Below are 12,920 nucleotides of genomic sequence, written 5' to 3'. Positions count from 1 at the left end.
TTGTCATAGACGCGGCTCGGCTCCTGACATCAGCCGCGCAATGTTGGCGCGGTGGCGCACGATCACGTAGATGCCGCCGGCGATGACCAGCAACCGGTAGGGCAATGGTTGTTCCATGCCGCCGACGAGGGCGATCGCGGTGAGCGCCGCCAGCATCGAACTCAGGGACACAATTCGGGAAACTGCCAACACCACGGCAAATGCCGTCGCCGCGCCTAGACCCACAGGCCAGGACATCGCCAACAAAACACCCAACCCCGTCGCAGCCGATTTGCCGCCGGTGAAATTCAGCCAGATCGAACGGCTATGCCCAAGCAAAACAGCGAGTCCGGCCAGGCATACAACCCGAGGAGCCCAAACGGGCATATCAGATATTGCCGACGGCGGCGTTGCGGAAGACCAGAAACAAAACCAACGGGCAAAGATGACCGCTGCCGCCCCTTTCAGCACGTCCACCAGAAGCACCACCAATGCTGGCCATTTCCCGAGTGTGCGCAATACATTTGTCGCACCGGTGGGCTTGGAGCCGTGCTCCCGGATATCGATGCCCTTAAGCAGTTTCCCCGCCAGATAGCCGGCAGGCGTAGAGCCGATAAGGTAAGCGGCAGCCGATCCTACCACGCTCGCTATCCAGAATGACATGCGCCCGGGCTGTTTCTCAGTTGACCTCGAAACCCAGCTTCTGCCGCAGTCGCAGCATGCGTTGGTCGGCGACCTTGAAACTCTGCTCGCCGCTCTTGGCAACACGATCCAGCATCTGCAGCAGATCTTCGCGCTCATGCGGATCGAGGCGCTCGCGCAGGAAGGGCGCCAGTTTGTCGATGACGATCGTCGGGTCGTCGATCTGCGCCGCGGCCCATTTGGCGTAGACGACGGCTTCATCGGTCTTCTTCTGGTTGTCCGCAATCTGCGAGATCACCTCGCGGATGACCGTTTCACGCTTCGGCAGGATCGGGCCGTGCTCCGCTGCCAGTGCGGTGATCAGCGTTGCCGCCGCCACCACCGGATCGTCGATCGCCGTCAGCGGCGACAGCGCCGCCTGCTTGCGCAGCTTCTTGCGCCTTATGTTGCCCTGGACGCGGCCGACGACGTCGGCGACCTCGCGCGCGGCTTCGTTCATGGCCTTCATGCGATACCACCAGAACGCCCCGGCTCCCAGCACGCCGAGAATAGCAATCAGGAAAGGCATGTCGAATTCCCCCGAAAATTGCGGCGACGATAGGAGAACTCCGGCGTTGCTTCAACACGCAAGAATTGTATCTGATGAGAAAACAGAGCTGGCCCCCTAATCATCCAGACGCCGAGATCGGACGTCCTGTGTTCAGGTCGCTCGTCACGGGCACTAATGATGCAACCGCTTGGCGATAACGCCGACTTCGCATCCACCCCACTCTACCTGCAAGATATTTCACATACTGAAATTTCGTTCGCCATCATTGACATGGCACAAATCCCGCCGTATTCAACCCCGCCAGAGATTTCATTTTATGAAATTTCTTGCAAAGCTGATGCGACGAGGCTTTCATCGTCGGGGAACCCGGAGGAGAGAATGAACAGGATTGGGCTGGTGGGCGCGCTGAGCGCCGCCGTGATGACGTTGACCCTGGCGATGCCAGCGTCGGCAGAGAGCAAGTTTCAGTGCAAGCCGGATGAGACCTACGTGATGAACGTCATGGTCTCCGCGCATCCCTATTGGGTGCCGGTCTATCAGGGCTTCAAGCAGGCGGCTGCGGCGATGGGCTGCAAGACAGTGTTTTCGGGCACGCCGGACTATGACATCGCCAAGCAGATCGCTTCCTTCGAACAGGATCTGATCAAGAAGCCGGCCGGCGTGCTGCTGCACCCGATGCAGGCCGATCCGTTCATCGAGCCGATCAACCGCGCCATCGAGAACGGCACCACCGTCGTCACCTTCGCCTCCGACTCGCCAAAATCCAAGCGCGTCTCCTACATCACCTCGGACAATCTGGCGGAAGCCAAGTTTGCCGCCGAGGAGATCGTCAAGCAGGTCGGCGACGACGCCGAATATGGCGTGCTTGAGAACCCCGGCCAGAGCAACCACGATCTGCGCGTCACCGCCTTAATCGACTATCTCGCCAAGAACTATCCGAAGATGAAGCTGGTCGGACGCCAGGCCTCTAACCAGGACGCCAATGTCGCCAACAAGGCGGTGGCCTCGATGCTGCAAGCCAACCCGAACCTCAAGGCGCTTTGGATTCCGGAAGCCGGTTCAGCCGAAGGCGCGGTCGCGGCCGTTCTCGAAGCCAAGGCCAAGGTGCTGATCATGCACGCCGACATCACCCCGGCGACGCTAGAGCAGATCAAGGCCGGCAACATCCACATGGCGCTGAGCCCGAACCAGGGAATGCAGGGTTATCTCGGCTTCGTCGCCACCTTCATGGCGGCGCATCCGGAACTGATCGACCCGTTCAACGACTACAAGACGTCGGGCCACAACCCGATGAGCATCCCCTTCGCCGATAACGGCTTTGCCGTCATCACCAAGGAGAATGCCGACTCGTTCGACCTGAACAAGTACATGCAGGGCCGCGATCCCAGCTAATCGCGTCCATCAGGCAATCGCGCCATCCGGCGCGGTTGCCTTATCCCTCCCTGAGCAGGTGAGCACACAAGTGGAAATCCCGGCCCTCCTCAAAATATCCGGCCTCCGCAAATCGTTCGGCCCTGTCCGTGCGTTGCGCGATGTTGGTTTCGAGCTGCGCGCCGCCGAAATCCACGCCATTGCCGGCGAGAACGGCGCCGGCAAGTCGACGTTGATGAAGGTGATCGACGGCATACTGCCGCCCGACAGCGGCGACATCCAGATCGATGGCCGCTCCGTTTCGATCCCCTCGCCGCTGGCGGCGCAAAAGCTCGGCATCGGCTTCGTTCATCAGGAGATCGCGCTCTGCCCCGATGTCTCGGTGGCCGAAAACATCTTCATGTCGATCACCAACGCCAGCAAGGCGCTGCTGATGAATTACCGCGACCTCGAGAAACGTGCGACAGCCATCCTGGCGCGACTTGGCAACATCGATCCGACCGCGATGGTGCGCAGCCTGTCGATCTCCCAGCAGCAGCTGGTCGAGATCGCCAAGGCGCTGACGCTCGATTGCCGCATCCTCATCTTCGACGAGCCGACCGCCGCGCTGACCGAGCGCGAGGCCAAGAAGCTGTTCGAGATCATCCACCAGCTTGCCGGCGAAGGCATCGGCATCATCTACATCTCGCACCGCATGGCCGAAATCTTCGAAAACTGCGACCGCGTCACGGTGCTGCGCGACGGCCAGTACATCACCACGCTCGACATATCGGCGACGACGCCAGAACAGGTCGTGGCGTCCATGGTCGGCCGCGTCATCGACAGCCTCTATCCCGAGAAGCTGCGCGGCGACGAGCAGTCCGAGGAAATTCTGCTCGAGGTCAGCAACCTCTGCGAGACGACCACCTTCCGCGACATCAGCTTCCAGTTGCGCAAGGGCGAAATCCTCGGCATTGGCGGCCTGATCGGCGCCGGTCGCAGCGAGATCGTTCGGGGTATCTGCCGGCTGGAGGGTCAGGTGACCGGCAATGTCAGCCTGCATGGCAAGCCGCTGTCGCTGGCCCATTATGGCGACAGCATCGCCGCCGGCATCGTCTACCTCTCCGAGGACCGCAAGGGCGACGGCTTGTTCCTCGACATGTCGATCGCCGCCAACATCTCGGCGCTGGCGGTGGATCGGATCTCGACGCGCTTCGGCCTCATCAACGACCGCCACGAGAAGCAGCGGGCGGAAACCATCGGCAGGCAGCTGTCGCTGAAATGCGGCCACGTCGGCCAGCCGGTTTCGACGCTCTCGGGTGGCAACCAGCAGAAGGTGGCGATCGCCAAGATGCTGTCGGTCGACCCGAAAGTGATCTTCCTCGACGAGCCGACGCGCGGCGTCGATGTCGGCGCCAAGGCCGAAATCCACCGGATCCTGCGCAAACTGGCGCGCGACGGCGTCGGCATCGTGGTCATCTCGTCGGAACTGCCGGAACTGATCGGTGTCTGCGACCGGGTGCTGATCGTACGCGAGGGACGCCTCACCGGCGAGGTCACCGGCGCGGAAATGACCGAAGAAAACATCATGGTCCTGGCATCGCTTGCCGATGACGGCCGGCAACGGAGCGCCGCATGAGCATCGTGGGGGAAAGCATGGACAGCGTGACGCCGCCGGCCCGCATCGGGTTCGGTGAAAGGCTTGGCGGCCTGATCAGGATGCGCGAGACCGGTCTGATCCTCATCATCGCCGTGCTCTTTGCGGTCATGTCGTTCGCATCGCCGTACTTCCTGACCTGGGACAACATGCGGGCGATGGCGATGGCCTTCGCGGTCGAAGGCATCGTCGTCGTCGGCATGACGATCCTTCTGATCTCAGGCGGCATCGACCTTTCGGTCGGTTCGGTCACCGCACTCGCCATGGTCATTGCCGGCCTGCTCTTCCTCGGCGGCGTCGACCCCTGGCTGGCATCATTGATTGCAATAGCGGCCTGTGCAGGCATCGGCGCCTTTATGGGCTTCTTCGTCACCAGGGTGGGATTGCACCACTTCATCGTCTCTCTGGCCGTGATGGTGATTGCGCGCGGGCTCTGCCTGCTCGGCACCGGCGGCCGCCCGCTCGGGCTCTATACCCTGCCGCCCGAGTTCAAATTCATCGGCCAGGGCGCCATTGGCGGCATTCCGGTCGTCATCATCATCTTCATCGTCTTCGTCATCCTGTCCGACTTCATGCTGCGCCGCACGACGATGTTCCGCAAAGTTTTCTACACCGGCAGCAATGAGAAGGCGGCCGCCTATTCCGGCATTCGCACCAAGAAGGTCGTGTTCCTGACGACAACTTTGTGCTCGACGCTGTGCGGCTTTGCCGGCGTGATCTACATGGCCCGCTTCGGCTCGGCCCAGCCGACCTTCGGCGCCGGCATGGAGCTGAACGTCATCGCCGCCGCGGTGATCGGCGGCGCCAGCCTCACTGGTGGCTCCGGCACCATTCTCGGCGCCATCCTTGGCACCATCCTGCTCTCCGTCGTTTCAAGCTCGCTCGCTCTGCTCGACGTGTCCGTCTATTGGCAGGACATCATCCGCGGGTCCATTCTGCTGACGGCGGTCACCGCCGATTACTACTTCAACAAGCGGCGGGGCTGAGATGGCGGACGGCAGGGAAGATTTCGAGGCGATCCGGCAGATCCACACCGTTCTGGTGCTGCACTTCGTCGACGGCATGAAGCAGAACGACATTGCGGCGGCGCTCAACCTTTCGGCGTCGAAAGTCAATCGGCTGATCGCGCAAGGGCGCAAGCTCGGCATGCTGAGGATCGCGGTCGAGAGCCCGTTCCAGCGCCTCGTCGACATCGAAAAGCAGCTGATCGAGGTCGCGCAACTGGCAGCCGCGATCGTGACGCCGACCGTGGCCGGCAGTCCCGACAGCACGCTGCAGCAGGTGGGGCGCGCGGCGGCCAACCAGTTGCTCGAGACTTTGCGCGACGGCGACGTCATCGCCATTACCGGCGGCAAGGCGATCAGCGCGCTGGTCGAAAACCTGCAGCCCGAGCGCGCCTTCGACGTCACCGTCGTGCCGCTGACCGGCGGCGTCCAGGGCAAGCACTATACCGACGTCAACCATCTGGCGACGCGGCTGGCCGAACGCCTCGGCGGCACCAGCATGCTCTTGCATGCGCCACTCTTTGCCGAAAGCCGCGAGCAGCGCGATCTCCTGCTGGACATGGCCTCGGTGCGCGAGATCTTCGACCTGGCGCGCAAGGCGGCGATCGCGCTGGTCGGCGTCGGGTCGATTCAGACGCCGGGATCGAGCTACTACGACCTCCACCCAGGCCTCGATCCCGACCGCGAAAAACTCGCCGCCAGCGGCGCGGTCGGCGAGTTCCTTGCGCATCTGATCCGCGACGACGGCGCGCTGGCCGACTACCCGCCCAATGACCGCCTGGTGGCGCTGGCGCCTTCGGAACTTGGCCGCTGCCGGTCGGTGATGGGGGTGGCCAGCGGCGCCGAAAAGATCTGGCCGATCCGTGCCGCGCTTCGCGGCAACTATCTCAAATCACTGGTCGTCGACGAAGAGACGGCCAATGCAGTCCTGAGCAATGCGGGGAGCATACGCAATGTCGCCTGAAATGTTGACGCGCACCATTGGCGCGTCGGGAATATCCGCCTCCGCAATCGGCCTTGGCACCTGGGCCATTGGCGGCTGGATGTGGGGCGGCACCGATGAGGCGCAGTCGATCGACACCATCCGCGCCTCGATCGACGAAGGCGTTTCGCTGATCGACACCGCGCCTGCCTATGGCCAAGGCCTGTCCGAGGAAATCGTCGGCAAGGCGATCAAGGGCCGCCGCGACAAGGTCGTGCTCGCCACCAAGCTTGGGCTGATCTGGCACGCGAAAAAGGGCAACCACTTCTTCGACTATGACGGCGCGCCCGTGCATCGCTATCTCGGTGCCGGCTCTGTCGTCTACGAAGTCGAGCAGAGCCTGCGCCGTCTCGGCACCGACCACATCGACCACTACATCACCCACTGGCAGGATCCGACGACGCCGGTCGCTGAAACGATGGAAGCGCTCGACCGGCTGAAAACCCAGGGCAAGATCCGCTCCATCGGCGCCAGCAATGTCAGCGTCGCCGATGTGAAGGCCTATCTCGCGGCCGGCCAGCTCGATGCGGTCCAGCAGGAATACAGCATGGTTGCGCGCGACATGGAACAAGACCTGTTGCCCTTCTGCGCCGGGAACAACGTGTCGGTGCTCAGCTATTCCTCCCTGGCGCTCGGTCTGCTCTCGGGCAAGATCGGTCCCGACCGCGTCTTTACCGGCGACGACCAGCGCAACGACAATCCGCGCTTCTCGCTCGCCAACCGCCGCAAGGTGGCAGCGCTGATGGAAGCGATCAGGCCGAGTGCCGAGGCGCACGGCGCCAGCGAGGCGCAGGTGGTCATCGCCTGGACGCTGCAGCAGCCCGGCATCACCTTCTCACTCTGCGGCGCGCGCAGCCCGCAGCAAGCCAGGGAAAACGCGCAGGCCGGCCGCATCAAATTGTCGGGACAGGAGATCAACCAGATCAGTGAGGCCGCCAGCCGCCATCTGACCAATCTCGACGCCTGACCGCCACCAGTAACCCGAACCAAGTTGAGCTGCCGTCCACCGGACGGCAGAACGGCCAACCTTGCCCGGCAAAGCCATGCCTGATCAGAGAACCGTCATCCTCGACACGATCCGCCGCAACGGCGCGTTCGATGTCGTCGTCATGGGCGGCGGCATAAACGGCATCGGCGTTTTCCGCGAACTGGCGCTGCAGGGTCTCCGAGTTCTGCTGGTCGAACGCAACGATTTCTGTTCGGGCTGCAGTGCGGCACCCTCGCGCATGATCCATGGCGGCCTGCGCTATCTCGAGAATGGCGAGTTCGGCCTGGTGCAGGAATCGCTGCGCGAACGCGACGCGCTGCTGGCCAATGCGCCGCATATGGTGCGGCCGCTGCCGACGACAATTCCGATCCGCTCCGTCTTCTCCGGGCTGATGAACGGCGCGGCAGGCTTTCTCGGCTTTTCAGAAACGCCTTCCAGCCGCGGCGCGCTGGCGATCAAGGCAGGCCTCGCGCTCTACGACTGGACGACGCGCAAGCGCCGGGTGCTGCCGCGCCACAGTTTCCGTGGCGCCAGGGCGACCTTCGCGCAATGGCCGGCGCTCGATCCCAAACTGCGCTTTTCCGCTACCTATTACGACGCCTGGATCAGCTACCCCGAACGGCTCGGCATCGAATTGCTGCTCGATACCGCACGCCTGGCGCCCGACAGCCTCGCGCTCAATCGCGCCGAGATTGCGCGGGTAGGGTCGGCCTTCGAACTCACCGACACGGCTGGCGGAGAACGTTTCGCCGTGACCGTCAAGGCGATCGTCAATGCGACAGGCGCCTGGCTCGATTCGGCGATCGCCCGGCTCGACGCCTCCGAAAAGCCCGCGTCGCCCCTGGTCGAGGGCACCAAGGGCTCGCACCTCATCCTCGACAACGAGCCGCTCTACCGTGCGCTCGGCGGTCACATGATTTTCTTCGAGAATGCCGACGGTCGCGTCTGCATCATGTTTCCCTATCTCGGCAAGGTGCTGGTCGGCTCGACGGATATCCGCGTCAGCGAAGCCGGGCGCGTGCGCTGCGAACCGGCCGAGACCGACTACATATTGGCGGCGGCGCGGTTGGTATTCCCGTCCATTCCGGTCCGTGCCGCCGACGTCGTCTTCACCTATAGCGGCATCCGGCCGCTGCCGAAGAGCGACCATGCCTTCACCGGCAGGATATCGCGCGGCCATTCCGTGCATCGCATAGCCGGCGGCATCCCGCAGTTCTGCATGATCGGCGGCAAGTGGACGACCTTCCGCGCCTTCGCCGAACAGGCGGCCGACGAAGTGCTGGCCGAGCTTGGCCGCGAGCGCATTCGCGGCACGCTGGCGCTGCCGATCGGCGGCGGCCTCGGTTTCCCCGCAGATCTGGAATCGATGGCAGCCGATCTCGCCGGTGAGTTCGCGATCGGTACCGACCGCGCCGCGTATCTCGTCGATCGCTACGGCAGCGGCGCGCGCGACATCATCCTGTTCTGCCTCGGACGTCCCGACGATATCAGGCTCGACGACAGGACCGAAACCACGACGGCCGAGATCGTCTATCTCGCCCGGCATGAGTTCGTGACCTGCCTCTCGGATGTTGTCTTGCGCCGCACGTCGCTCGCCATTGCCGGCGACATCTCGACGGTATCAATCGAGCGCATCGCCGATGTACTGGCCGCCGAACGCGGCTGGAGCGATCCGTACCGCGACGAGGAGATAAAAAGTCTCATCGCCGAACTCGACACCTATCACGGCGTCTCGCAAGAGATGCTCGACCAACGCACGATCCCAGGAGCAGAACATGAAAGTCAGCACCAAGGCCCGGATGAACCGGATGTTCACCAACGGCAATTGCCTCGACGTGGCGCTCGATCACGGCGTCTGCAATGAGCCGGGGTTTCTCGTTGGCCTGGAGGACATGCCACGTGTCATCGACACGCTGATCGCGGCAGGGCCCGACGCGTTGCAGCTGACCTATGGCCAGGCCGACCTCTTGCAGTCGCGGCAAGACAAGGACAAGCCGGCGCTGGTCATGCGCATCGACATGGGCAACCCCTACAATGCCCAGCGCCACCGCGTGATGTGGTCGATGCTGCAGAATTATGACGAGCCGATCATCGGCGCGCTGGAGATGGATGCGGCCTGCGTCGTCGTCAATTTGTTCATGCTGCCCGACGAGCCGGAGCTGTTTCGCCAATGCGTCGAAAACATCGCCAAGGTCCGCGCCGCCTGCCAGCGATACGGCATGCCGTTGATGATCGAGCCGCTGGTCATGCTGCCCAACGATATCAGGGGCGGCTACCAGGTCGACGGCGATGCGGAAAAGATCGTAACGCTGGTGCGGCTCGCCGCCGAAATGGGCGCCGACATCATCAAGGCCGACCCGACCGAGCACGCGGAAGATTTCCACCGCGTCGTCGAGGCGGCACGCGTGCCGGTGCTGGTGCGTGGCGGCGGCAAGGACGATCTCAAGACGGTGCTGGCAAAATCGTCAGCCCTGCTCAGACAAGGCGCCAAGGGGCTGGTCTATGGCCGCAACATCTATCAGCATGCCAATCCGAAGGCGGTAGTGAGTGCGTTGATGGCGATGATCCACAACGACGCCGGCGGCGAAGAGGCTTGGGACATCTACAACAATGGCTGATCAAGCCGCCTATCTGCTCGGCCTCGACGCCGGCAACACCATCATCAAGGCGGTGCTGTTCGATCATACGGGACGGCAGCTCGCCATGCATGCGGTCGCCGGCCGTTCGCACACGCCGCAACCCGGCTATGTCGAGCGCGGCCTCGGCGGCATGTGGGCCGCTGCGCGCGACGCCATACGCGCCTGCATTGCGCAGGCCGGCATCGATGCCCGCGAGATCGCCGCCGTCGGCTGCGCCGGCCATGGCAACGGCCTTTATCTGGTCGACCGTGCCGGCGAACCGCTGATCGGCATCCAGTCGCTCGACACCCGCGCCGCCGGCATGGCGGCGTCCCTGGCGTCGCGCAATGCCGAGGCACTGCACGCCATCTGCCTGCAAAAGCCGTGGCCGGCGCAGACGCCGACCTTGCTGGCCTGGGTCAAGCAGCATGCGCCCGACCTTTATGCCGCAACCGGCACGGCGATGCTGTGCAAGGATTTCATCACTTTCCGCTTGACGGGCGAGCGTGTCAGCGATGTCTCCGACATGTCCGGCTGCGGCCTCGTCCGCATGCCCGAAGGCGTCTATGATTCCGAGCTTCTCGCGCTCTACGGCATCGAGGATGCGCAGGCCAAACTGCCTCGATTGCTCGACAGCGCCGACATCGCCGGCGCGGTCACCGCGCAAGCGGCTGAAGAGACCGGACTGGCGGAAGGCATGCCGGTCATCGCAGGCTATTTCGACGTCGTCGCCAGCGCCATGGGGGCGGGCGTCGTGCGCCCCGGCGAAGCCTCTGTTATCGCCGGCACCTGGTCGGTCAATCAGGTCTTCTCCACTACGCCGGTTGGCGACCCAGATGTTTTCATGGTGGCGCGCTTCGGCCCCAGCCGTTTCGTCAATATCGAATCCAGCGCTACATCGGCCGCCAATCTCGAATGGTATGTGCGCGAATTCGTCGAGCGCGGTGCCCATTATGACGATCCGTTCGGCCACTGCAACGCGGCTGTCGGCGCGGTGACGCCGGCCTGGGACGATCCGATTTTCCACCCGTTTCTCTACGGCTCCGGACAAGGGGCGGAGTTTCGCGCCGGCTTCTACGGCCTCGCCGGCTGGCACGGGGAAGGCCATTTGTTGCGCGCATTGTTCGAGGGCGTGATGTTCGAGCACCGGCGCCACATCGAAGTCTTGAAAAAAGCCGGCGTCGGCTTCGAAAGAGCCGTGCTATCCGGCGGCGGCTCGCGCAGCGAGCACTGGCCGCAAATCTTCGCCGACGGGCTTGGGGTGCCGATCACCGTGCCTGAGGCGCGCGAGACCGGCGCGCTTGGCGCGGCAATCGGCGCCGGGGTCGCGGCCGGCCTGTTCGCCGACTATGAGGCCGGCGTCGACGCCATGACCCGGTCAAGCGCCGCCTATCGTCCGAACCCGGCCATGCAGGACCACTACAACAGGCGTTATCGCGCCTATTGCGGCCTTGCCGATACGCTGCGATCGTTCTGGGCCGAACAGGCGGCAGAACCGAGTAGAACACCGCCGAGTAAACCACCGCAATGACCCAACGGCTCGATGGCGACTACGACTACATCATCGTCGGCGCAGGCACGGCGGGCTGCGTGCTGGCCAATCGGCTGAGCGAAAACCCGGCGACGCGCGTGCTGCTGCTCGAGGCCGGCGGCAGCGACAATTATCACTGGGTGCATATCCCGGTCGGCTATCTCTATTGCATCGGCAATCCGCGCACCGACTGGATGATGAAGACTGCCCCCGAAGCCGGCCTGAACGGCCGCTCGCTGGTCTATCCCCGCGGCAAGGTGCTGGGCGGCTGCACCTCGGTCAACGGCATGATCTACATGCGCGGCCAGGCGGCGGACTACGATGGCTGGCGGCAGATGGGCAATGTCGGCTGGGGCTGGGACGATGTGCTGCCCTACTTCCTCAAATCCGAGGACCATCATGGCGGCAAGACCAAGCTGCATGGCTCCGGCGGCGAATGGAAAGTGGCGCGGCAACGCCTGTCCTGGCCGATCCTGAACACGGTGCAGGAGGCGGCCAAGGAATTCGGCATCATGCCGCGCGAGGATTTCAATGACGGCGACAATGAGGGGTCCGGCTTCTTCGAAGTCAACCAGAGCAAGGGCGTGCGCTGGAACACAGCCAAGGCATTCTTGCGCCCGGCGCTGCGACGGCCCAACCTTCGGCTGGTCGTCAACGCGCATGTCGAGACAGTGCTGTTCGAGGGCAAGCGTGCTATCGGCGTCCGCTACCGCGCCGGCGGCCAAGCCATAGAGGCAAAGGCCAGGAGCGAGGTGCTGCTGACCGCCGGCTCGATCAACACGCCGAAACTGCTGGAGCTTTCCGGGGTCGGCGAGCCGGATCGCCTCGCCGCGCTCGGCATCGATGTGGTTCACGCCAGCCCCAACGTCGGCGAGAACCTTCAGGACCATCTGCAGATCCGTACCGTCTATAAAGTGTCGGCGGCGCTGACACTCAACACGCTTGCCAACAGCCTGAGCGGCAAGGCGACGATCGCGCTGCAATATGCCTTTGGCCGCTCGGGACCGATGTCGATGGCGCCGAGCCAGTTCGGCATGTTCTCGAAATCCGATCCGTCGATGGCGACGCCGGACCTGGAGTACCACGTCCAGCCCTTGTCTACCGACCGGCTGGGCGACCCGCTGCACCCGTTCCCGGCAATCACCATGTCGGTCTGCAATTTGCGCCCCGACAGCCTCGGCTCCGTGCATGCCACGACGCGCGACCTGGCCGTGCAGCCCGAGATCCGGCTGAACTACCTCTCTACGGTGCGCGACCGCGAGATCGCGCTGCGCTCGGTGCGCCAGGCGCGCAGCATCATGACCGCCAAGGCGCTTGCCGGTTTCCAGCCGGAGGAGATCCTGCCGGGCCTCGCCCACCAGTCGGACGAGGACCTGCTGCACCAGATCGGCTCGATCGCGACGACCATCTTCCACCCGGTCGGCACCTGCCGGATGGGTGTCGACGGCCGCGCCGTCGTCAGCCCGGACCTGCGGGTGACCGGTGTCGAGGGCCTGCGCGTCGTCGACGCCTCGATCATGCCGCGCATCGTCTCCGGCAACACCGCCTCGCCAGTGGTGATGATCGCCGAGAAGGCGGCGGATATGATCCGCCGGCCTGCATGACCTCGCCGCTGCTGC

Annotated in this window: 11 protein-coding genes; 9 read left to right on the top strand and 2 right to left on the bottom strand. The window is 63.9% G+C overall.

Annotation, left to right across the window (positions count from 1 at the left end; translation table 11 throughout):
* Positions 1-3 precede the first annotated feature (3 nt).
* Both plsY and NKI15_RS24485 read right to left on the bottom strand, forming a co-directional pair.
* Positions 4-642 (bottom strand): glycerol-3-phosphate 1-O-acyltransferase PlsY, encoded by a 639-nt coding sequence (gene plsY, locus NKI15_RS24490; protein WP_031246262.1) that lies wholly within the window; start codon positions 640-642, stop codon positions 4-6.
* A 16-nt stretch (positions 643-658) separates the two neighbouring features.
* Positions 659-1,189 (bottom strand): hypothetical protein, encoded by a 531-nt coding sequence (locus tag NKI15_RS24485; protein WP_023706709.1) that lies wholly within the window; start codon positions 1,187-1,189, stop codon positions 659-661.
* Between the two features lie 402 nt (positions 1,190-1,591).
* Here NKI15_RS24485 and NKI15_RS24480 point away from each other — a divergent pair, with 402 nt between their 5' ends.
* The 9 genes from NKI15_RS24480 to NKI15_RS24440 all read left to right on the top strand — a co-directional run bounded on the left by NKI15_RS24480 (position 1,592) and on the right by NKI15_RS24440 (position 12,905).
* Positions 1,592-2,563: a substrate-binding domain-containing protein gene (locus NKI15_RS24480; RefSeq protein ID WP_352887280.1), complete on the top strand. Its 972-nt coding sequence runs from the start codon at positions 1,592-1,594 to the stop codon at positions 2,561-2,563.
* A gap of 70 nt (positions 2,564-2,633) precedes the next feature.
* Positions 2,634-4,160: a sugar ABC transporter ATP-binding protein gene (locus NKI15_RS24475; RefSeq protein ID WP_352515131.1), complete on the top strand. Its 1,527-nt coding sequence runs from the start codon at positions 2,634-2,636 to the stop codon at positions 4,158-4,160.
* 17 nt (positions 4,161-4,177) lie between these two features.
* Complete coding sequence (locus NKI15_RS24470; protein WP_031193170.1) at positions 4,178-5,164, top strand: ABC transporter permease; 987 nt, start codon at positions 4,178-4,180, stop codon at positions 5,162-5,164.
* A 1-nt stretch (position 5,165) separates the two neighbouring features.
* Positions 5,166-6,146 (top strand): sugar-binding transcriptional regulator, encoded by a 981-nt coding sequence (locus NKI15_RS24465; protein WP_352515132.1) that lies wholly within the window; start codon positions 5,166-5,168, stop codon positions 6,144-6,146.
* Positions 6,136-7,131, top strand: a complete 996-nt coding sequence (locus NKI15_RS24460; RefSeq protein WP_352515133.1) for an aldo/keto reductase — start codon at positions 6,136-6,138, stop codon at positions 7,129-7,131. Before NKI15_RS24465 ends, NKI15_RS24460 begins: the two co-directional genes overlap by 11 nt.
* A 76-nt stretch (positions 7,132-7,207) precedes the next feature.
* On the top strand, positions 7,208-9,016 hold the full coding sequence (locus NKI15_RS24455) for a glycerol-3-phosphate dehydrogenase/oxidase (RefSeq protein WP_352515134.1): 1,809 nt from the start codon (positions 7,208-7,210) through the stop codon (positions 9,014-9,016).
* Positions 8,928-9,770: a class I fructose-bisphosphate aldolase gene (locus NKI15_RS24450; RefSeq protein ID WP_352515135.1), complete on the top strand. Its 843-nt coding sequence runs from the start codon at positions 8,928-8,930 to the stop codon at positions 9,768-9,770. Before NKI15_RS24455 ends, NKI15_RS24450 begins: the two co-directional genes overlap by 89 nt.
* The gene (locus NKI15_RS24445) at positions 9,763-11,301 is read left to right on the top strand and encodes an FGGY-family carbohydrate kinase (RefSeq protein WP_352887250.1); all 1,539 of its coding nucleotides are present in this window, start codon (positions 9,763-9,765) and stop codon (positions 11,299-11,301) included. The genes NKI15_RS24450 and NKI15_RS24445 overlap by 8 nt, the downstream gene beginning before the upstream one ends.
* A complete protein-coding gene (locus tag NKI15_RS24440; protein WP_352515137.1) occupies positions 11,298-12,905 on the top strand; it encodes a GMC family oxidoreductase in 1,608 nt (535 codons plus the stop codon). Before NKI15_RS24445 ends, NKI15_RS24440 begins: the two co-directional genes overlap by 4 nt.
* Positions 12,906-12,920: the final 15 nt, after the last annotated feature.

The organism is Mesorhizobium sp. M0862, from assembly GCF_040319795.1.
Classification (GTDB): domain Bacteria; phylum Pseudomonadota; class Alphaproteobacteria; order Rhizobiales; family Rhizobiaceae; genus Mesorhizobium.
This window is presented reverse-complemented; position numbering and strand designations above follow the sequence as displayed.